The organism is Nocardia sp. NBC_01009 (assembly GCF_045208035.1).
In the GTDB taxonomy this organism is placed as follows: Bacteria; Actinomycetota; Actinomycetes; order Mycobacteriales; family Mycobacteriaceae; genus Nocardia.
Genome location: NZ_CP108695.1, coordinates 8,070,595 through 8,089,925 on the forward strand (window position 1 = coordinate 8,070,595; position 19,331 = coordinate 8,089,925).

21 protein-coding genes are annotated in these 19,331 nt (G+C 67.1%); 11 read left to right on the top strand and 10 right to left on the bottom strand.

The window, feature by feature from the left end:
- Window positions 1-3: 3 nt before the first annotated feature.
- Complete coding sequence (glgA, locus tag OHA42_RS36500; RefSeq protein WP_406239852.1) at window positions 4-1,161, bottom strand: glycogen synthase; 1,158 nt, start codon at window positions 1,159-1,161, stop codon at window positions 4-6.
- A gap of 161 nt (window positions 1,162-1,322) precedes the next feature.
- Between glgA and glgC the strand changes: the two genes are divergently transcribed.
- A complete protein-coding gene (glgC, locus tag OHA42_RS36505; RefSeq protein ID WP_406232774.1) occupies window positions 1,323-2,537 on the top strand; it encodes a glucose-1-phosphate adenylyltransferase in 1,215 nt (404 codons plus the stop codon).
- Here the strand turns inward: glgC and OHA42_RS36510 are convergent.
- On the bottom strand, window positions 2,534-2,890 hold the full coding sequence (locus OHA42_RS36510) for a hypothetical protein (RefSeq protein ID WP_406232776.1): 357 nt from the start codon (window positions 2,888-2,890) through the stop codon (window positions 2,534-2,536). The genes glgC and OHA42_RS36510 overlap by 4 nt on opposite strands.
- Window positions 2,891-3,096: 206 nt before the next feature.
- On the opposite strand from OHA42_RS36510, the gene OHA42_RS36515 reads away from it, so the two are divergent.
- Window positions 3,097-3,489, top strand: coding sequence for a hypothetical protein (locus OHA42_RS36515; protein ID WP_406232777.1), 393 nt, complete (start codon window positions 3,097-3,099; stop codon window positions 3,487-3,489).
- On the opposite strand, the gene OHA42_RS36520 is transcribed toward OHA42_RS36515, so the two are convergent.
- Window positions 3,446-4,078 carry an O-methyltransferase gene (locus OHA42_RS36520; protein ID WP_406232778.1) on the bottom strand — a complete coding sequence of 211 codons (633 nt, stop codon included), beginning with the start codon at window positions 4,076-4,078 and terminating at the stop codon, window positions 3,446-3,448. The genes OHA42_RS36515 and OHA42_RS36520 overlap by 44 nt on opposite strands.
- A 389-nt stretch (window positions 4,079-4,467) precedes the next feature.
- On the opposite strand from OHA42_RS36520, the gene sigE reads away from it, so the two are divergent.
- The 8 genes from sigE (at window position 4,468) to OHA42_RS36560 (ending at window position 10,756) form a co-directional block, all read left to right on the top strand.
- Complete coding sequence (gene sigE / locus OHA42_RS36525; protein ID WP_328413379.1) at window positions 4,468-5,130, top strand: RNA polymerase sigma factor SigE; 663 nt, start codon at window positions 4,468-4,470, stop codon at window positions 5,128-5,130.
- Window positions 5,131-5,191: 61 nt separating this feature from the next.
- Complete coding sequence (locus OHA42_RS36530) at window positions 5,192-5,617, top strand: hypothetical protein (RefSeq protein WP_406232779.1); 426 nt, start codon at window positions 5,192-5,194, stop codon at window positions 5,615-5,617.
- 10 nt (window positions 5,618-5,627) lie between these two features.
- Complete coding sequence (locus OHA42_RS36535) at window positions 5,628-7,166, top strand: trypsin-like peptidase domain-containing protein (protein ID WP_406232780.1); 1,539 nt, start codon at window positions 5,628-5,630, stop codon at window positions 7,164-7,166.
- 33 nt (window positions 7,167-7,199) lie between these two features.
- On the top strand, window positions 7,200-7,616 hold the full coding sequence (gene tatB, locus OHA42_RS36540) for a Sec-independent protein translocase protein TatB (protein ID WP_328405677.1): 417 nt from the start codon (window positions 7,200-7,202) through the stop codon (window positions 7,614-7,616).
- Window positions 7,617-7,701: 85 nt separating this feature from the next.
- Complete coding sequence (locus tag OHA42_RS36545; protein ID WP_406232782.1) at window positions 7,702-8,559, top strand: hypothetical protein; 858 nt, start codon at window positions 7,702-7,704, stop codon at window positions 8,557-8,559.
- A gap of 292 nt (window positions 8,560-8,851) precedes the next feature.
- Complete coding sequence (locus OHA42_RS36550; protein ID WP_406232783.1) at window positions 8,852-9,409, top strand: hypothetical protein; 558 nt, start codon at window positions 8,852-8,854, stop codon at window positions 9,407-9,409.
- Window positions 9,410-9,458: 49 nt separating this feature from the next.
- Complete coding sequence (locus OHA42_RS36555; protein ID WP_406232785.1) at window positions 9,459-9,629, top strand: hypothetical protein; 171 nt, start codon at window positions 9,459-9,461, stop codon at window positions 9,627-9,629.
- Between the two features lie 50 nt (window positions 9,630-9,679).
- Window positions 9,680-10,756, top strand: a complete 1,077-nt coding sequence (locus OHA42_RS36560; protein ID WP_406232787.1) for an XdhC family protein — start codon at window positions 9,680-9,682, stop codon at window positions 10,754-10,756.
- A gap of 601 nt (window positions 10,757-11,357) precedes the next feature.
- Here the strand turns inward: OHA42_RS36560 and OHA42_RS36565 are convergent.
- The 6 genes from OHA42_RS36565 to dapE all read right to left on the bottom strand — a co-directional run bounded on the left by OHA42_RS36565 (window position 11,358) and on the right by dapE (window position 17,698).
- Window positions 11,358-12,296 carry a glucosyl-3-phosphoglycerate synthase gene (locus OHA42_RS36565; protein WP_406232789.1) on the bottom strand — a complete coding sequence of 313 codons (939 nt, stop codon included), beginning with the start codon at window positions 12,294-12,296 and terminating at the stop codon, window positions 11,358-11,360.
- Window positions 12,293-13,174, bottom strand: a complete 882-nt coding sequence (gene folP, locus OHA42_RS36570) for a dihydropteroate synthase (RefSeq protein WP_406232791.1) — start codon at window positions 13,172-13,174, stop codon at window positions 12,293-12,295. The genes OHA42_RS36565 and folP overlap by 4 nt, the downstream gene beginning before the upstream one ends.
- Window positions 13,175-13,368: 194 nt before the next feature.
- The gene (locus OHA42_RS36575) at window positions 13,369-15,135 is read right to left on the bottom strand and encodes a long-chain-acyl-CoA synthetase (protein ID WP_406232793.1); all 1,767 of its coding nucleotides are present in this window, start codon (window positions 15,133-15,135) and stop codon (window positions 13,369-13,371) included.
- A gap of 3 nt (window positions 15,136-15,138) precedes the next feature.
- A complete protein-coding gene (locus OHA42_RS36580; protein ID WP_406232794.1) occupies window positions 15,139-15,729 on the bottom strand; it encodes a TIGR00730 family Rossman fold protein in 591 nt (196 codons plus the stop codon).
- Window positions 15,726-16,532 carry a TIGR00730 family Rossman fold protein gene (locus OHA42_RS36585; RefSeq protein WP_406232796.1) on the bottom strand — a complete coding sequence of 269 codons (807 nt, stop codon included), beginning with the start codon at window positions 16,530-16,532 and terminating at the stop codon, window positions 15,726-15,728. The genes OHA42_RS36580 and OHA42_RS36585 overlap by 4 nt, the downstream gene beginning before the upstream one ends.
- A gap of 65 nt (window positions 16,533-16,597) precedes the next feature.
- Window positions 16,598-17,698, bottom strand: coding sequence for a succinyl-diaminopimelate desuccinylase (gene dapE, locus OHA42_RS36590; protein WP_406232797.1), 1,101 nt, complete (start codon window positions 17,696-17,698; stop codon window positions 16,598-16,600).
- Between the two features lie 189 nt (window positions 17,699-17,887).
- On the opposite strand from dapE, the gene dapD reads away from it, so the two are divergent.
- A complete protein-coding gene (dapD, locus tag OHA42_RS36595; RefSeq protein ID WP_406232799.1) occupies window positions 17,888-18,835 on the top strand; it encodes a 2,3,4,5-tetrahydropyridine-2,6-dicarboxylate N-succinyltransferase in 948 nt (315 codons plus the stop codon).
- An 86-nt stretch (window positions 18,836-18,921) separates the two neighbouring features.
- Here dapD and OHA42_RS36600 read toward each other — a convergent pair whose 3' ends face one another.
- On the bottom strand, window positions 18,922-19,302 hold the full coding sequence (locus tag OHA42_RS36600; RefSeq protein WP_406232801.1) for a PPOX class F420-dependent oxidoreductase: 381 nt from the start codon (window positions 19,300-19,302) through the stop codon (window positions 18,922-18,924).
- Window positions 19,303-19,331 lie beyond the last annotated feature (29 nt).

Consider the following 19,331-nt stretch of genomic DNA (forward strand, 5'->3'; position numbering starts at 1 on the left):
GCCTCACGATTTGCGGACCTGCTCGTAGACCTCGACCGTGCGGGCGGCGATCTGGAGCCAGTCGAATTCGGCGATCGCCCGCGCGCGGCCGGCAGCGCCGAATTCCGCGGCGAGAACCGGATCGCCCGCGACCTCGTTCACGGCCGCTGCCAAAGCCCGCTCGTAATCCGGCGTGGTGCTCGGGTCATAGTGCACCAGTCGTCCGGTCGCACCATCGGCGACGACCTCGGGGATGCCGCCGACGTTGGAGGCGACCACCGCCGTCGCGCATGCCATCGCCTCCAGGTTCACGATGCCGAGCGGCTCGTACACCGAAGGACAGACGAAGACCGTCGCGGCCGCGAGTATCTGCCGGATCTGCTCGGTGGGCAGCATCTCGCGCACCCAGAACACATTGCCGCGGTTGTGCTGCAACTCGGCGACGGCCGCGGACACCTCTGCTTCCAGCTCCCTGGTGTCGGCTGCGCCCGCACACAACACCAGCTGGATTTCCGGATCGAAATCCCGTGCCGCGGCGAGCAGATGCCCGACGCCCTTCTGCCGGGTGATCCGGCCGACGAAGGCCGCGATCGGCCGGTCGGTACGCACCCCCAGCTCGGTCAGGATCGACGGGGAACCGGTCGCGGGCGGTCCGGGATGCCAGACCGCGGCGTCGATGCCGTTGTGCACCACATGAACCCGATCCGGGTCTATCGCCGGATAGGCGTCGAGCACGTCGTGGCGCATGCCCTCGCTCACCGCGATGATGGCGTCGGCATGTTCGACCGCATTGCGTTCCGACCACGACGAGAGCCGGTAGCCGCCGCCGAGCTGTTCGGCCTTCCACGGCCTGCGCGGCTCCAGCGAATGAGCGGTCACCACGTGCGGTATCCCGTACAGCGTGGCGGCGAGATGCCCGGCGAGCCCGGTGTACCAGGTGTGCGAATGCACCACGTCCACCTGCCCTGCGGCGTCGGCCATCCGCAGCTGGGCCGACATCATCTGCAATGCGGCATTGGCGGCGTAGAGCATCGGATCCGGTTGGTGCACCACCGCTTCGGTGCGCGGCACGCCCATGCAGTGCACGGTCACTTCGCACAACTGCCGCAATTGTGCGGCCAACTGAGTGACGTGCACGCCCGCACCGCCGTACACCTCCGGCGGGTACTCGCGCGTCAACATCGCGACCCGAAGCCGGTCCTGCGCAAGGCCGTGGTCGGTTCGCTCCTGCCCGGATCCTGCCGCCGAGCGCGCGCCCTCCGTGCCGAAACTCACCGGTTCAAACTAGACGCTCAGGTCGCAGGGGGCCACTCTCGCGCGCGCGGCGCGGTAGTTTGGCAGGTGTGAGGAGCCAGCCGCACGTACTCGGGATCGTGCTCGCCGGTGGCGAGGGCAAGCGCCTGTTTCCACTCACCGCGGACCGGGCAAAGCCTGCCGTTCCTTTCGGGGGTGCCTACCGACTCATCGACTTCGTCCTCAGCAACCTGGTCAATGCGGGTTTTCTGCGACTGTGTGTGCTCACGCAGTACAAGTCGCACTCGCTGGACCGGCATATCTCGCAGACCTGGCGACTATCAGGCTTTGCTGGCGAATACATCACCCCGGTCCCGGCTCAGCAGCGCCTCGGTCCACGCTGGTACACCGGCAGCGCCGACGCGATTATGCAGTCGCTGAACCTGATCTACGACGAGGACCCCGACTACATCGTGGTGTTCGGTGCCGACCACGTGTACCGGATGGACCCGGAGCAAATGCTTGCCGCACATATCGATTCCGGCGCAGGCGTCACCGTGGCCGGCATCCGGGTGCCGCGCAGCGAGGCAAGCGCGTTCGGCTGCATCGACTCCGACGAGTCCGGCCGGATCACCCAGTTCCTGGAGAAGCCCGCGCATCCGCCCGGCACCCCCGACGACCCGAACATGACCTTCGCCTCCATGGGCAATTACGTGTTCACCACCAAGGTGCTGGTTGATTCGATCCGCGCGGACGCCGATAATTCCGACTCCGACCACGATATGGGCGGCGACATCATTCCCTCGCTGGTCGCTGCGAGCGAGGCCGCCGTCTACGACTTCGCGGACAACGATGTCCCCGGCGCCACCGACCGCGACCGTGGCTACTGGCGCGATGTCGGCACCATCGATGCCTTCTACGAGGCGCATATGGATCTGGTGTCGGTGCATCCGGTGTTCAACCTCTACAACAAGCACTGGCCGATCCGCGGCGCCGCCGAGAACCTGCCGCCCGCGAAGTTCGCGCAAGGCGGTCTGGCGCAGGAGTGCATCATCGGCTCCGGCTGCATTCTCTCGGCCGCCACTGTCCGCAACTCGGTGCTCAGCTCCAATGTGATGGTCGATGACGGCGCAACCATTGAGGGCAGCGTCCTGATGCCCGGTGTGCGCGTCGGTCGCGGCGCGGTCGTGCGCCGCGCCATCCTGGACAAGAACGTGGTGGTCGGCGAGGGCGAAATCATCGGCGTCGATCTGGATCGCGACCGCGAACGCTTCGCGGTGAGCCACGGGGGCGTCGTCACCGTGGGCAAGGGCGTGTGGGTCTAGCCGACTCGGTCCGCATCCCGGGACTCGCCGGTGATCATGCCGCGCTCGGCCACCTCGGTCAGTCGAACCAGCGCCGCCGCGGCCGCCGACGCGCCCAGGCCGGCGCTGAGCAGTCCGACCCACAGGGCGTGCACAGAGACCGCACGGACCACGGCGAGCACCTCGTCGTCGAGCGGTGTGCCCCACAGCTTCTCGACGGAGTCCGAATGCACGTCGCCGCTGACGTAATCCAGCACCGCTCGCTGTTGATGCTCGCGGTGACCGGTGGCCTCGACGCGCTCGAATCCGAGCGACTCGGCCACCTGCGCCGCGGCTGCCTCCCCGATATCCGAGGCCGACCTCTTGTGGCGCATTCGTACCCCTCCCGCCTCATGAATGGCACCAGGCAATGGCGACGGGCCTCTCTGGGGCCGTTCCCACTACCCGACCTATTCAGGATACGAACGGCCCAGCCGAGCACCCGGACCTTTCGGCGCAGTGATGCACGAACGACGCAGACGGCCGAATCTCATTGCGACGCCGCTGGACATCCGCCACAGCAGGCCCGAGGATTGGGGGCATGATCAGGCGGGCCAGGCGCGATCACGCGGGTGTGCGGACCCTCGCGCAGTACGCGATGCCGAATCCGCCGCGGCTGGCGGCGGCCGTGGCCGACGGGACGCCGCCCGGTCCCGAACGCGAGGCCTTCGACCTTGCCGTGTGCCTCGCCATGGCGTGCACCGCGAAGCAACGTGGCGTCTCCGCAGTCGGGGTGGGCGCGCTGCGCCTGCCCCCGGCCCGCGATCTACTCGACGAGGTCGACCAACTCACCGCGATCGCCGCGCACTGGCCGCGCGCCCGCGTCCTCGCCCACCAATACAACGGGCACCCGCAGCAGACCCCCCGCCCGCTAGCCGGGCCCGCGGAAACTAGCCGCGTGAAGCACAGAGCAGGCCGTCGCCGACCGGGATGAGCACACTGGTGAGCTCGGGGTCCTCGGCGATCGCACGCGTGGCGGCACGCACAGCCTGGGTGGCGGGGTCGCGGTGGGTGGCATCGGGAACGCGACCGCCCAGCAGCGCATTGTGGAGCAGAATGGCGCCGCCTGCGCGCAGCAACCGCACAGCCTGGACGACATACTGCGGATGCTCGAGCGGGGCCGCGTCGATGAAAACCAGGTCGTAGGCGCCGTCGGCGAGGCGAGGCAGTACATCGAGGGCACGACCGTTGATGAGCCTGGTGCGGGCGGGCAGGATCTCGGCCGTCCGGAACGCTTCCTTGGCGGCGCGCTGGTGTTCCGGCTCGGAATCGATGGTGGTCAGCGTCCCGTCCTCACGCATACCGTCCAGCAGCCACAACCCACTGATACCCGCGCCGGTGCCCACCTCGACGACCGTCCGCGCGCCGAGCAATTGCGCGTACATACTCAGCAGCGCCCCCACCGACGGTGCGACCGGCGAAGCACCGAGCTCGGTGGCCCGTTCGCGCGCACTGACGAGAACCTCGTCTTCCACGACGGATTCCTCCACGTAGGAGAGATTTCGCTCCAGGTTCGATGCCACCTAAGCAGGCTATCTCGCGAGTACGTATGTCCGCGTTTCCAGCACACAACTGCGTGCGTCGAATCTTGCCGCCACACCGCGGCGGGCAATTGCGCGCTTTCGGGCTTATGTACTGCACACCTGGCAACAACGGCGGTGTACGACGCGATAACAGATTTAAGGAGTGCCGCTCCCGGCAGATTCTCAGGTGTCCCTCAGGGTCTCCATATCCGTGGCATATCGGAACAAAGGAGAGTGAGCCCTACGCAAGACCAGCTGACCGCCCGGTGCGGGACGCGGGAACAAGGACATACCGGTTGTCTGTTGTACCCGTCAGCAACGATCCGCAGATCCGGATCGGCGCCGAGTTCCAGAGCCAGCGGTCCCTAGTAGGAGGTAGCCCCATCCACATGGTCGATGCGGCGCGCGAATACGCCACCCTGCCAGAGCAAGCACTGCCGATCGAGCTCGAGACGGCAGCAGAGTCGATAGACGAACTGAGCGGCACTGCCGCGTTCGATGCCACCGGTGACAGATCGGTGATGCCGTCCTGGGACGAACTGGTCCGCGAACATGCCGATCGGGTATACCGGCTGGCCTACCGCCTGTCCGGCGACGCCCAAGATGCCGACGATCTCACCCAGGAGACCTTCATCCGGGTGTTCCGTTCACTGTCGAACTACCAACCGGGCACCTTCGAGGGCTGGTTGCATCGCATCACCACGAACCTGTTCCTGGACATGGTGCGCAGGCGCAACCGGATCCGGATGGAGGCGCTGCCCGAGGACTACGACCGGGTGCCCGCCGATGGCCCGAGCCCCGAGCAGGCCTATCACGATGCCCGGCTCGACCCTGACCTACAGTCCGCCCTCGACTCGCTGGCTCCCGAGTTCCGTGCCGCGGTGGTGCTGTGTGACATCGAAGGGCTGTCCTACGAGGAGATCGGCGCCACCCTCGGCGTCAAACTCGGCACCGTGCGCAGTCGAATCCACCGTGGCCGTCAGGCACTGCGTGACTACCTTGCGCATAATGGAACTGAGGAGCGGTTCGCCGCTGACACGAACGTAGGGTGATCGGTCGGGTGCCGACGTCACCTATGTCCTGGATGATGTCGGTTGGAAGGGTGAGCACCGAATGAGTGGCGACTCCAGCACGTCAGGTCGTCCGTCGCACGAGGAGCCCGGGCGTGCGCAGGCCAGGCCGCAGCGTTTTCAGCCCACCGAGCATCTGGCGAGTGAGGCGATCGCAGCGTACGTCGACGGCGAGCTGCGGATGAACGCCTACCTGCGCGCTGCTCAGCATCTTTCGCTCTGCCCGGAATGCGCGGCGGAGGTCGATGCGCAGCAGCAGGCCAGGATCGCGCTGCGCCGGGCCGGTCAGGTGTCGATTCCCACCGGCCTGCACGACAGCTTGACCCGTATTCCGCTGGCCGAACTGCCCGGCGGCGCATCCAACGGATCTACGCGGCCCCCTACCGGGACCCCGCGCAACGAGGCGGTTTTCGGCTTTCTGACAGATTCGTTCACCGCGACCCGGTGGACAACCTGGTGGCGCAAGTAGAGTTTGGCGAGTGACCACCGAATCGACGAACTCCGGATCGGCCGACACCCCGGATTCGGCGGCCAACCGGGGGAACCTGAGGCCGTCGGACGCGCCTGTGCTCGGGCCGCGCCCGGTCTACCGCCCCCATGTCGACACCCACACGGCGCGTGCCTTCCGCCGCCCTTCGGGCCAGACCGGCTCGTTCGCCGAGTACACCGCGCCGCAGTCCGGTTCTGCCGCACCGCATCTGGGCCCCGACCTGCAGAACCGCCCGCCGGACGCGGTGCTGTCCGAGGCCTTCGGACGCCCGGCAGGCTCCACCGAACTCCTGCAGCGTGACCCCGACGCGGCCGACGCCACCGCGCCTGTCGCCGGCCCTGCCGATCCATGGCGCGATCCGGCGACCGGCGCCCGGCTCGGCGCGCCCGCCCTGCCGACACCGCAACCCGCACCGCTACCGCAGGCGAAGAAGCTCGGCGCCCGCGAAGTGCTGTTCGGTTCCCGCGTCGCACCGAAGGCGCTTGCGCTGCTCGCCGTGGTCGCGCTGGCGGTCGGCGTGCTCGGTGGACTGGTCGGCAGGCTCACCGCCGAGTCCGCAGCGCCGCTGACCTCCCGCAAGGTCGCGCTGGAGCAGACCGATGGCACCGAGCGGCCGCACGGTCAGATCGCCAAGGTCGCCAATGCGGTGCTGCCGTCGGTGGTGTCGATTCGCGTCACCGTCGGCGACAACGGCGCGACCGGCTCCGGCGTGGTGATCGACGGCGCGGGCTATATCGCGACGAACAACCACGTGATCTCGATGGCGGCCCAGGACAAGTCCAATCGGGCGGCCATCCAGGTCACCTTCTCTGACGGCACCCGAGTCCCCGCACACATCGTCGGGCGCGATCCGAAGACCGACCTGGCGGTGCTGAAGGTCGATGTGAAAAATCTCACGGTGGCGCAACTGGGCAAGTCCAAGGACGTCCAGGTCGGTGACGACGTACTGGCCATCGGTTCGCCGCTCGGCCTCAGCAAGACCGTCACCTACGGCATCGTCAGTGCGCTGCACCGTCCGGTCGCACTCTCCGGTGAGGGCAGCGACACCAAGGCCGTGATCGATGCGGTGCAGACCGACGCGTCGATCAACCCCGGCAACTCCGGTGGCGCGCTTGTCGACCTGCAGGGCCGGGTCATCGGCATCAACACCGCGATCCGCAGCGAGACCGGCGGTTCGGTCGGTCTGGGCTTCGCCATACCGGTCGACATGGTCACCGAGGTCGCGCAGACCCTCATCCACGATGGCCAGATGCACCACCCGATGATCGGCCTCAGCGCCCGCAGCAAACAGGTGGCGAATGAAGTGATGAGCGGCGCCGCTGTCGCCGACATCGCGCCCAACGGTCCTGCGGCGAAGGCCGGAATCGTCGAGGGCGATGTGATCGTGAAGATCGGCGACCGCGAGGTGACCGGGCCGGACGAGCTGGTCGTCGCGGTGCAGTCGAGCAAGATCGGCCAGACGGTGAACGTGCAGTTGATCCGGGACGGCAGGCAGGTGGACGTGCCGGTCACGCTGGAATCCGACTGAGCTGCGCCGAGGGTCCCCGGGTAGCCTGGATCTGTGTTCAGCAACATCGGCTGGAGCGAGATGGTCATCCTGCTCGTCGCCGCCCTCGTGATCCTCGGCCCGGAGCGACTGCCCGGCGCGGTTCGCTGGACCACGCGTAGCCTGCGCCAGGTGCGCGACTATGCCAGTGGCGCCACGCAGCAACTGCAGCAGGAGCTCGGGCCCGAATTCGAGGAGCTGCGCAAGCCGCTCGCCGACCTGAACGAGTTGCGCCAGATGTCGCCGCGCTCGATGGTGACCAAACATCTTCTCAACGGCGACGATTCGCTACTGCGCAATTTGGCGAGCGCGGTGCCGGACCAGAAGGACCTGTTGGGCACGGCGAGTGGGATGCCGGATTACCCGATGCCGAAGCTGGAAAAGCCGTTGGACCGCAACGAACGTCCACCGATCGACACCGACGCGACCTGAAAAGGGACGCCGAATTATTGAAATGGGCAAGGTTCTGTCAAGCGGAGTAGACACAGGGGCCTGTCGAGCTGTCTAGACTTCGCACATGTCGGCCGATGACGTGGCGCGCGTTTTCGCAATCGAAAACAAGGTCGAGCGACTGAAAGCGGCCACCGATGGTGTGGCGGCGGCCCAGCAGACCATCAACGAACTCACCCGGATTCGGCGCGCGGTAATCAGGGAACTCCATGCCGAAGGCTGGACATTCGCCAGAATCGGTGCGGCCGCGGGACTTTCCCGCGCCCGCATTCATCAGGTCAGCACCCAGGGTCCGGCGCCGGAGGGATTGTTCTTCGGGCATGGCTCGATCACCGTGCTGGCCCCCGAGGTTCGCAGTGGCCGGGTGCTCGGCGCACCGGATCCCACGGCGGCACAGCGACTCGTCGAGCTGCTGCACGAGCTCGGTTTCGCTGCCGCGGTCGAGCACTTTCTCCCGGGCCGCCCTGTCGATCTGAACCGGGACGGGCTGATCGTGCTCGGCGGTCCAGAGCTGTCCCCCAGTGTGCGCCAATTGATCACGGCCGACCCGCGCCTGCGCCGCGCGGTTGCTCGGGCGGGCGACGCCCGCCGCGGTATCGAGGATCGCGCGGCCCGGCGGGTGTACCGGCCCGGCGGCCCCGAACCGCACGACATCGCTTACCTGGCTCGCCTGCCCCGCCCGGATGGTCGTGGCACGGTGCTGATCATCGATGGCCTGCACCCGCCCGGTTCACTCGGCGCCATCCGCCTGCTCGCTACACGCTTGGCCACGCTGCACGAACGTGCAGCCGCCCATCTGTTTTCAGTGCTCGTTGCGGTGCGCTACGACCGCTCCACCGGCGAACCGCAGGAAGCCGAATTGCTTACTCCCGTCTACTGGCACGACCACGATCCGAGATCGACACTGCCCGGCAGCAGGCGCTGAGTCGTAGCCGAGGCCGTTTCCGGACTCCACGATTCAGCTCGTGGTCGTCGAACATGATGTGCCGGTTCGGAGCCCGGCCCGTGGCGGTCTTCCTGCACGGGTCGTGCCGCCGAGCCGGCACGGACTCGACAGGTCGACCCGGGGTCGGGATCGGGTTGCACGTCTCGACCATCCGCTGTCGGTCCAAACTCGAAGGCCCTGTGTCACACGTCACGGGCGTGTCCCGTTACGGAAATTGCTACACCGATGTTTCAATAGCTGAAAGATAACTAATCGGTGGTAGGTGGACCCGATGAATGTTCGACGTTCGATGACAGCACATACCGCATCCCCGGCCGAGGCGGCCCCGACAGAGCTCGTGGCGACCGACTCGACGACCCGCGTACAGCCGACGGTCGCCACGCACCGCGTCACCTACAGCGACCGGCTGAAGGTGTTCATCGGACCCGACGAGACGGTCGACAATTTCCTCCGCCCGCTGTGCAGGCTGGACGGCTACCACCGCTACGCGGTGAACATGAGCAGGCTGCTGTCACCGCTTCCGGCCACCGACATCACCACGGCCGTCGGCTCAGCGCGCGGCGCCAGCGCCGTCCAGTGCACGGGCTCGACGAACGCGCTGGTCATCGAGATCTGGACTGCCGTCGATGGAGTACCGCAGCACTTCATCGTCGGCCTGCCCGGCAGTCGCGACAGCGAGCCGACCGTCTGCATCCCGGACGGGACCGACTTCCTGCGCGTGTATGCGGACGAGGTCTTCACCGCCGCACACGCCGCGCAGGTATTCGCGACCTACTTCCATACCGACGACATCCCGCCCGGCTTCCAGCTCCGCGAGGTGCTCGGCTGATGCGGCCGCACCGTGCCATAACAGCAAGCGGCCGCCCGCGGCGGCAACGGTGAACATGCTCATCGTCGGCGCTGTCGTCATCGTGCTCGGACTGCTCATCATGCTGACCGCTGTCCTGTTGCGGACCCGCTCTCCACGTACTCACCTGACCGTGGCGGACCTGCAGGCACGCCTGGCCGAGGAAGGCGGCGCCGACGACGCCGAGCCGACCCGCGAGTGAGGATGGCCGAGCGCCGCGACGAATAGCCGTTGCGTAGCTAGGCTGGTTCCGTGCGCACCGTGCTCCAGCAGTTGATCATGCTGACCCGTCGTGGGCCGGTGGCATTGGCGCGGATCGTGGATGCCACCGGCGCCGGACCGCGCGACCCGGGGGCCGCCATGGTGGTCACCGCAGCAGGTGAGGTATTCGGATCACTGTCGGGCGGCTGCATCGAATCTGCCGTCCTCGAGTCGGCGCGGCAGGTGCTCGCCACCGGGCATGCGATGAGCGACCGTTTCGGTTACGCCGACGGCGACGGTCTAGAGGTGGGGTTGACCTGCGGCGGCGAGATCGAGGTCTTCGTCGAACGGGTCGACAGCGATCGCCTTTCGGTGTTGGAAGCGTTGCGACAACAGATCGGCGCGGGTAGTCCAGTGGCGCTTGTGACAACGCTGGACTCGGCCGCGGAGTGGAAACTACTGCGGCCCGGCAATTCCGAGCCATGGCGTGGCGTGGATAAGGACGCGCAGGCCCTGCTCACCGCCGGAGCCAGCGGGGTGGTCGGCGTGCAGGAGTGCGAAACGGCGCAGACGCCGCGACCCCGAGTCTTCGTGCAGACCTTCGGCGTTCCGGCCCGCATGATTCTGGCGGGCGCCAACGATTTCGTGCGCGCACTCGCCAGGACCGGTCGCCAGCTCGGCTACCGGGTCACTGTGGTCGATGCCCGCGAAACCTTCGCGACCACAGCGCGATTCCCCGCCGCCCACGAGGTGGTCGTCGACTGGCCGCACCGATATCTGGAGGCGCAGCGGGCGGCAGGGCGGATCGACCGGCGCACCGTGGTCTGCGTCCTCAGCCACGACACCAAGTTCGATGTGCCCGCGATCGCGGCCGCACTGAACATGGCCGACATCGCCTTCGTCGGTGCATTGGGTTCGCGCCGCACCCACGCCGAACGCACCGAGCGACTACGTGCCGCAGGCGTGACCGACAGCCAATTGTCGCGACTGAAAAGCCCACTCGGCCTGGATCTCAACGCCCGCACCCCCGACGAAACAGCGATCTCCATCGCCGCCCAAATCCTCGCCGAACGCGGGCGCACCTCGGCACGCCCCCTCGACCAGCTCGCCGGCCCCATCCACTACTGACCACCGTTCAGCCGAGCGCATGGGAATGGTCGACAAAAAGCCGCTAGCAACCATTTCTCTGCGGTTGACCCCAAAAGCCCGACACCGCAACCGCAGCCAGTCGACCATGCTGGAATCCAACACTTCGTGCCCGAGCTGCGGAAAAGTAAACCGGGTACCCCCACCTGACGCGCTCAGCACTGCCCCGGTAATCCGCTGGATGGCAAACCTCTTCGGGACCGCCAGAGCTAGAGACTCCTCAATAGGCGCTCCTACCAGTGGTTTACCGAGCAGTGCTTGGCACGTTGGGTGCCGTACCCGACTTGATCTTCCGCAGCCTGGGCAAACAGACACACAGCTCCCAGCATGAGGACTGCTGTGGTTGCGTAACAAGCACTTCAGGTATCGACGGTAGTGAAATGGTTGTACTGAGGCCTCTTCGAGCGACCATTACCGTCGAATTGATGAAACGGCCTGGTTGCCCGCTAGGACCCGGCTTCCCCACTGTCAGGTGCGCGGCGGCACCCGACAGCCCGGCGGCTGGCTGCCGACCAGGTACGGACTGCGACCCAGACTAGCGATCCGGCAGCAAACTCGACAGGACTTGCCGAGCCGACGATCATCAGGCGGCCGCGCGAGCCGGGCGCAGCGTGTTCATGGGCGGGCGATCGGCCAGCGACACCTCGGTGCTGTGCGCGGTGAAGGCGTCGCCGACCAGCGGGAACTGGGTGAGCGCTGCGCCGGAATCCTGCACGCCGCTGCGGCCGAGCACAGTGCCGAGAATCTGGCGGCTCATGACGCCGAGATCGGCGAGCGGGCGATTGCGGTGGGTGCGCACGCCCAGGTTCACCTGACCGATCGCGGACATGCCGAGCTGGTCGTAGGTGTCGAGCAGCAGCCCGATCTCGACGCCGTAGCCGGGGGCGAACGGCACCGATGTCAGCAGTTCCCGGGTGCCCGCGTATTCGCCGCCCAGCGGCTGCAGCACATCCGACAGCTCGGGGCGCAGCGCGGCCAGCAGTGGGCGGGCGACGAGTTCGGTGACCCGGCCGCCGCCATGCGCGTCCACTGCGGCGCCCTGGCGCAGTGGCCTGCGGTAGTAGGCCTTGACCAGCTGCATGTCCTCGACCGTCAACAGTGGGCCGAGCAACTTCGGCACGAAGGCCGGATCCGGGTCGATCAGATCTGAGTCGACGAAGGCGACCAGGTCACCGCTGGTCACCGCCAGCGAGCGCCACAGCACCTCGCCCTTGCCCGGCAGCGGATCGAGTTCGGGAACGGCCTCTTCGCGGCTGATCACGTCGGCGCCCGCGGCGCGTGCGCGTTCGGCGGTCGCGTCGGTCGACCCGGAATCGAGCACCACCAGTTCGTCCACCAGCGTGCCGAGCAGAGGCCGGATACTGGCCACCACGTCGGCGACGGTGCGTTCTTCGTTCAGCGCGGGCAGCACTACAGAAACGGTGCGCCCGTTCTTGGCGGCGACGAGTTCGTCCACCGTCCACTCGGGTGTGTCCCAGGTATTGGTCGTCGCCCATGCGGGCTCGCGGTGTTGGATTTTCATACCAGACCTCGCAAGGTTCGTGCGGGGGGCCGGATGCCCTGAATCGCGGCGATCATGTCCACGACGCGCCGGGTTTCGGCAACCTCGTGTACTCGGAAGACTCGGGCGCCTGCCGCTGCCGACCATGCTGTTGCCGCCAATGTGCCCTCCAACCGTTCGGAAAGACCGACACCTAGAGTCTCCCCGATAAAATCCTTGTTGCTGAGCGCCATCAAGACTGGCCATCCGGTATTTACAAGAATGTCTATTCCCCGCAATAACTCGAGCCCGTGGTAAGTGTTCTTGCCGAAATCGTGGGTCGGATCGATCAGAATCGAATCCTTGCGCACCCCCGCCGCGACCGCATTCTCTGCGGCCGCGACCACGGTATCGGTCACTTCGGGCACCACATCGGCGTAGCGCACCCGATGCGGCCTGGTCCGCGGAATCGCGCCGCCGGTGTGGCTGCACACGATGCCGACACCCAATTCCGCCGCGATCCGCACCAGATCCGGGTCGGCGCCCGACCAGGTGTCGTTGATCAGATCAGCGCCCTCGCCGACCGCCGCAGCGGCCACCTCGGCCCGCCAGGTGTCGATGCTGATCAGCAATTCCGGGTACTTCGCCCGGATCGCCGCGACGAACGGGACCACTCTGCTGGCTTCCTCGGCCGCATCGACCAGCGTTCCTGGACCCGCTTTGACGCCGCCGATATCGACGAGGTCGGCACCTTCGTCGACCGCACGCGCGACGGCGTCCATGGCCGCCTCGTCGGTGAAGGTTGCGCCCTTGTCGTAGAAGGAATCGGGCGTGCGATTGACGATCGCCATGACGAGCGCGCGATCCGTCGCCACCGGCTTGCCGCACAAAGTCGGGAGCGGCGTTACGGGGCTGAACATGCCCCCGACTGTAGCTAACCCACCTCGCTGTCCGCCTGACTGTCCGCTGCACAGCCCGCGTCTGGCGCGTATTGAGGCCGTACGACTCGAGCATCACAAAGGTCGAACTCAGGTCCGGCGTTTGGGTACGGATCAGTTTTGGGCGTACCCGACGAGTTACCCGGGTGCTGACGAAACCAGTTGTCGCGTTCAGCTCACTTCGGTGCGCGCCCCGCGGCCACGTCTGTGGCGTAATCGTCGTAGGCGGGCACGTAGCCCTCGGCACGACCGGCCAGGACGTACAGGGTGCTCTCGGCGTCGGGTTGGTAGCCCTGCTTGCGTAAGTCCACTTTGCGGCTCTTGAAGGTGGAGGTCTGCTCGAGTTCCGGCACTACCCGGATGAACAGTGGCACGGCATACCCGGGCAACTGCGCGTAGACCTGCTCGGCGAGCGCATGCCCGTCGAATTCGGCGTCGGGGTACAGCGTCACCGCGCCCATGCCCGCTTTGCCGTCGGCGCCCGGAATATCTACGCCGTAGACAACGGCCTGCGAGATCGCTGCGGTCGCGGCAAGGGCCCCTTCGACCTCGGTGGTCGCGACGTTCTCGCCCTTCCAGCGGAAGGTGTCGCCGAGCCGGTCGACGAAGGCGATGTGATGCATACCCTGATCGCGGACCAGGTCGCCGGTGTCGAACCAGACGTCGCCGTCCTTGAAGCCGTTGCGGACCAGCTTGGCCTCGGAGGCGGCCTTGTCGGTATAACCGTCGGCGGGCGAGCGGGTGGTGACCTTGGCGAGCAGCAGTCCGACCCCACCCGAGGGGACGCGCCGCAGCCGTCCGTTCTTGCCGCGCTCGGCTTTTCCGGTGGTGTCGTCGTATTCGACGATCGCGTACGGCAGCGGCCCGAAGCCTGCGGTCCGGTCCACTCCGAACGCATTGACAAAGGCGATGTTCACCTCGCTCGCGCCGTAGAACTCGACAATCCTGTCGATGCCGAAACGCTTCTTGAATTCGTCCCACAGCTCCGGCCGCAGCCCGTTGCCGACGGCGAGCCGGATCTTGTGGCGGTGGTCGACCGGCTTCGCGGGTTGGTTGAGCAAATACCGGCACAGCTCACCGATGTAGATGAACGCGGTGGCCTTCTCCCGGATGATCTCGTCCCAGAACCCGGACACGGAGAACTTCCTGCCGAGCGCGAACGTACCCCCCGCGGCCAGCACCGACGACAACGCGACGGTCAGCGCGTTGTTGTGGTACAGCGGCAGGCAGCAGTACAGAGTGTCGGTGTCGCGCAGGCGAATTCCGAGCCCGCCGAGTCCGGCCATGCTCTTGGTCCAGCGCAGGTGTGTCATCACACTGGCCTTCGGCAACCCGGTGGTGCCGGAGGTGAAAATCAGGAAAGCCCGCTCCTTCGCGGTGATCTGCGCGCAGCTGGGCGGATCGGTGGCGTCGGCGGACTCGGCAGCCGCGTGCAGTTCTTGCGCGTCGAGCACATTGGCGAGTGGCCCCGGCAGCGAGTCCAACGCCGCTGCGCATTCCGCGCCGACGACATTCAGCACGCTGTCGAGCAGGCCGAAACTGTGGGCGAGCACCGTGTCGCGCTGATGATGGTTGAGCAGTCCGACGGTCGCGCCCAGCTTCACCGTCGCCAGCACTACGAACAGCGTTTCCGGCCGGTTGGTCATCAGCACGCCGACCACGTCGCCGCGCCGAACACCGCGCTGGGCGAGCACATTCGCGTACCTGTTCACCTGTGTGTTGGCGTCGCGGTAACTGAAGGTCTTGCCCTCGAACCGCAGGAAAGGGCGGTCCGGATGACGGTGCGCGTTGCGCTGGAAGTACAGCCCGACCGAGGATCTGTCGCCGGGTCGGACCAGCATGCTCATCGCGCCGCGAAGCATGGAGGGAGCGTCGACCGCCATGCCCGGCAGTCGTTTCGCCACATCGAGCAAGCTGACGGTCGGGCGGGCGTCGGTGCTCACGCGTCACTTCTCCTTGTCCGGGGTGGCACTGTCGTCCAGTGCCGCAAGGGGTTCCAGCGCTGCGAAGGCCGACCGCAGATCGGTGGCCACGGTGATGCGGTCCCTGGCGAACTGGGACACGAACTTTCGGTCGTAGAGCTCGTCGAGCCAGCGGAACAGACCCGTGTAGAAGCCGTCCTGGTCGAGAATGACCACGGGCTTGTCGTGCTGCCCGAGATAGCCACCGGTCCAGGTCTCGAAGAATTCCTCCAGCGTGCCGATACCGCCGGGCAGCGTGAGGAACGCATCGGCGCGATCCTCCATGACCTGCTTACGCTGACGCATGGTGTCGGTGACGACGAGTTCGTCGGCGTCGACATCGGCGACTTCCTTGTGCACCAAGTGCTTCGGGATCACGCCGACCGTATTGGCGCCACCGGCACGCGCCGCGGTAGCGACCGCACCCATCATCGAGATGTGCCCACCGCCGGAAACCAATTGCCAACCGCGCCTGGCGATTTCGGTACCGACCCGGGCGGCGAGTCCGATGTGGGCCGGGTCGGCAGTGCTGGCCGAGCAGTAGACACAGACGGAGTACCCCGCAGCCGCGCTCACCACTGATCCTCCGTCCCGACCGCATCCAGGCTCCCACCGTTCTCGGCCGCGGCGAGGACGATCTCACAGACCTCGTCGACGTTGTCGGTGACATGGATCAGCCCGAGATCACCCGGCGATATCTTGCCGGAGCCCGCTAGGGAATCCCGCAGCCAATCCACCAGCCCCGCCCAGTATTTGGTGCCGAACAGGATGATCGGGAAGCGGGTGATCTTGCGGGTCTGCACCAGGGTGAGCGCCTCGAACAGCTCGTCGAGAGTGCCGAATCCGCCGGGCAGGCAAACGAAGGCCTGCGAGTACTTCACGAACATGGTCTTGCGGGCGAAGAAGTACCGGAAGTTGATCCCCAGGTCGACCCACTCGTTGAGGCTCTGCTCGAACGGCAGCTCGATACCGAGGCCGATCGAATATCCGCCTGCCTCTGATGCGCCGCGATTGGCCGCCTCCATCACGCCGGGACCGCCGCCGGTGATCACCGCGAAACCGGCCTGCGCGAGCGCGCCGCCGATGGCGCGTGCGGCCTGGTACTCCGGGTGGCCGGCATGGGTGCGCGCGGAACCGAAAACCGTCACCGCGCGCGGCACCTCGGCCAAGGCGCCGAAACCCTCGACGAATTCGGCTTGGATGCGCAGCACCCGCCACGGGTCGGTGTGCACCCAGTCGCTCGGCCCGTGCTGATCCAGCAGATTCTGATCGGCGGTGCCGCCCGGTTTGCGATCGCGGCGGAACATGATCGGCCCGCGGTACTTGGGTGTCGACTTCGGCGTGCTTACGACCTCGTTATCGGCGGCTTCGGTGGACATGGCGCCCACGGTACCGGGCCGGGGCGCAGCACAGGGTTGCACCGCCGTCCCGTACCGAATCTCGATCAGACTGCACCGGTCAGATAGCTGCGCAGCATGGCGGCGACCGCCGTGATCTGCGCGACGGGCACGTGTTCGTCGCGCTTGTGGGCGAGGTTTGGATCGCCGGGGCCGAAGTTCACGGCGGGGATGCCGCGGGCAGCGAAGCGGGAGACATCGGTCCAGCCGTATTTGGCGCGCACGCCGCCGCCGCCATGGGAGTTCACCGAGGCGATGAGGTCCACAGCCGCGGGGGCGGCGAGGCCGGGCAGTGCACCGGCCGCGGAGTCAGTCACCTCGAAGGCCAGATCGAGCCCGGCGAAGACCTCGCGGACATGATCGACGGCGTTCTCGACCGAACGGTCGGGGGCGAAGCGAAAGTTCACGTCCACCTCGGCGGCATCGGGGACGACATTGCCCGCGACGCCGCCGCCGACGCGCACCGCGGACAGGCCCTCGCGGTAGACGCAGCCGTCGATATCGACCTCGCGCGCCTTGTAGTCGGCGAGGCGCTGCAGAACCGATGCAAGTCGATGAATGGCGTTGTCGCCGAGCCACGCTCGCGCCGAATGCGCCCGCACGCCCGCCGTGGTGAGCCGAACACGCAGCGTGCCTTGGCAACCCGCCTCGATCCAGCCGCCGGAAGGTTCGCCGAGAATCGCCATATCGCCGTCGAGCCAGTGCGGGAGCTCGCGTTCGATGCGACCGAGTCCGTTGAATTCGGCCGCGATCTCCTCGCAGTCGTAGAAGATCAGGGTCAGGTCGTGCACCGGTTCGGCGACGGTGGCCGCCAGGTGCAGGAACACCGCGTCACCGGACTTCATGTCGACGGTGCCGCAGCCGTGGAGCACCTGCTCCCCTGCCTCGTTCACCTCGAATCGGCTCGGCACGTTGTCGGCGATGGGCACGGTGTCCAGGTGCCCGGCCAGGATCACTCTGGTCGGCAGGCCACGATCGGTGCGGGCGAGCACCACGTTGCCGTGCCGGAGCACCTCGAATCCCACAGTCTGCCCGCGCAGCGCCCCTTCGACGATATCGGCGATCCTCGCCTCGTCGCGGGACACACTCGCGATATCGACGAGGGCGGCGGTGAGCTGGATCGGGTCGGCGCGCAGATCGAGGGTCACCGCCTCAGCCTAGGTCCGTGCCCATCGCGATCGGCAGGGAGGACGGGCACCCGGCCGTCGACCGCGCGCCCGGCTCGCAGCGGCGAACGCCCGCCGGCCGGTCCACCCCGATAGCCGGACCGCACCGTGCGCTCGACGTCACAGATGTGCGGTCCGGCCGCAGGACCGCGGTCGGTATTCTCTCTTGACGTGAGCATTCAGGGAGCAACAGCAGTCGGCATCGCCAATGTGACCGCGGACGGAACCGTCCTGGACACCTGGTACCCGAACCCGCAACTGGGCGAGTTCGCCGAGACGGGCACCAAGCGGCTGGACCAGGCTCCCGATGAGCTCGCGGCGCTCGTCGGCTTCGACGATGCCCGCGGCGTCGAGGTGATCGCGGTGCAGACCACCATCGCCGATCTCGCCGCAGCCCCGGTCGACGCGCACGACGTCTACCTGCGCCTGCACCTGCTCTCGCACCGCCTGGTTCACCCGCATGGGCTGAACCTGGACGGCCAGTTCGGTCTGCTCAGCAATGTGGTGTGGACCAACCACGGCCCCGCAGCGGTGGAGGGCTTCGAGCTGACCCGCGCCAAGCTGCGCGCCCGCGGGCCCGTCACCGTCTACAGCGTGGACAAGTTCCCGCGGATGGTGGATTACGTGCTCCCCTCCGGCGTCCGCATCGGCGACGCCGACCGGGTCCGCCTCGGCGCGCATCTGGCCTCGGGCACCACCGTCATGCACGAGGGCTTCGTGAACTTCAACGCGGGCACCCTCGGCACCTCGATGGTCGAGGGTCGCATTTCCGCGGGCGTTGTCGTCGGCGACGGCTCCGACGTCGGCGGCGGCGCCTCCATCATGGGCACCCTCTCCGGTGGCGGCACCACCGTCATCTCCGTCGGCGAGCGTTCGCTGCTCGGCGCGAACGCCGGCCTCGGCATCCCGCTCGGTGACGACTGCGTGCTGGAAGCGGGCCTGTACCTCACCGCGGGCACCAAGGTCGCCACCCCCGACGGCACCGTCGTCAAGGCTTCGGAGCTGGCGGGCCAGAACAACCTCCTGTTCCGCCGCAACTCCCTGACCGGTGCCGTCGAAGTGGTGCCGCGCAAGGGAACCGGCATCGAGCTCAACGCCGCCCTGCACGCCAACGACTGACCCCGCGTCAGCGGCGAGCGTAGTGAAATGGTGGCCGACAATGCGGTTCGGACCCACCATCTCACTGCCCTCGACACCGACGGCGCTCAGTTGCTTTCGACGAGCCCGAAGGCAATGATTCGGTGCGGGTGGATTCGGATCAACTCGCCGATTTCACCGTCGATGTAGGACTGCACACCGGTCAGCGCCTCTGCGGTGCCGCGGATTTCGAGGCACCGCACCCGCCAGGGCTGCACCGAGGCGACATCGTCGACCACGAAGGCCACCCGATCATTGTCGGCGAGGTTGCGAAACTTCTTCGAGGCGCCCATATTCCAGCCGCCGATGTCGATCGTGCCGAGTTCGGCGTTATAGCGGAAGCCGACGGGGCTGTTCTGCGGCGATCCATCCGGACGCACCGTCGCCAAGCGGCCGAGCCGCTGCGTGTTCAGGTATTCGAGCTGTTCGGGCGTCAGAGTTGCGGTCATGCCGCGACTGTAAGACCTCGACCTAAGTA

Coding starts and splice junctions, on each gene's coding strand:
- OHA42_RS36530 (WP_406232779.1), top strand. CDS start 5,192: ATGAGTGGCGACTCCAGCACGTCAGGTCGTCCGTCGCACGAGGAGCCC.
- OHA42_RS36565 (WP_406232789.1), bottom strand. CDS start 12,296: ATGAAAATCCAACACCGCGAGCCCGCATGGGCGACGACCAATACCTGG.
- OHA42_RS36545 (WP_406232782.1), top strand. CDS start 7,702: ATGTCGGCCGATGACGTGGCGCGCGTTTTCGCAATCGAAAACAAGGTC.
- OHA42_RS36550 (WP_406232783.1), top strand. CDS start 8,852: ATGAATGTTCGACGTTCGATGACAGCACATACCGCATCCCCGGCCGAG.
- sigE (WP_328413379.1), top strand. CDS start 4,468: ATGGTCGATGCGGCGCGCGAATACGCCACCCTGCCAGAGCAAGCACTG.
- glgA (WP_406239852.1), bottom strand. CDS start 1,161: ATGTTGACGCGCGAGTACCCGCCGGAGGTGTACGGCGGTGCGGGCGTG.
- OHA42_RS36600 (WP_406232801.1), bottom strand. CDS start 19,302: ATGACCGCAACTCTGACGCCCGAACAGCTCGAATACCTGAACACGCAG.
- folP (WP_406232791.1), bottom strand. CDS start 13,174: ATGTTCAGCCCCGTAACGCCGCTCCCGACTTTGTGCGGCAAGCCGGTG.
- OHA42_RS36515 (WP_406232777.1), top strand. CDS start 3,097: ATGATCAGGCGGGCCAGGCGCGATCACGCGGGTGTGCGGACCCTCGCG.
- OHA42_RS36510 (WP_406232776.1), bottom strand. CDS start 2,890: ATGCGCCACAAGAGGTCGGCCTCGGATATCGGGGAGGCAGCCGCGGCG.
- OHA42_RS36585 (WP_406232796.1), bottom strand. CDS start 16,532: ATGTCCACCGAAGCCGCCGATAACGAGGTCGTAAGCACGCCGAAGTCG.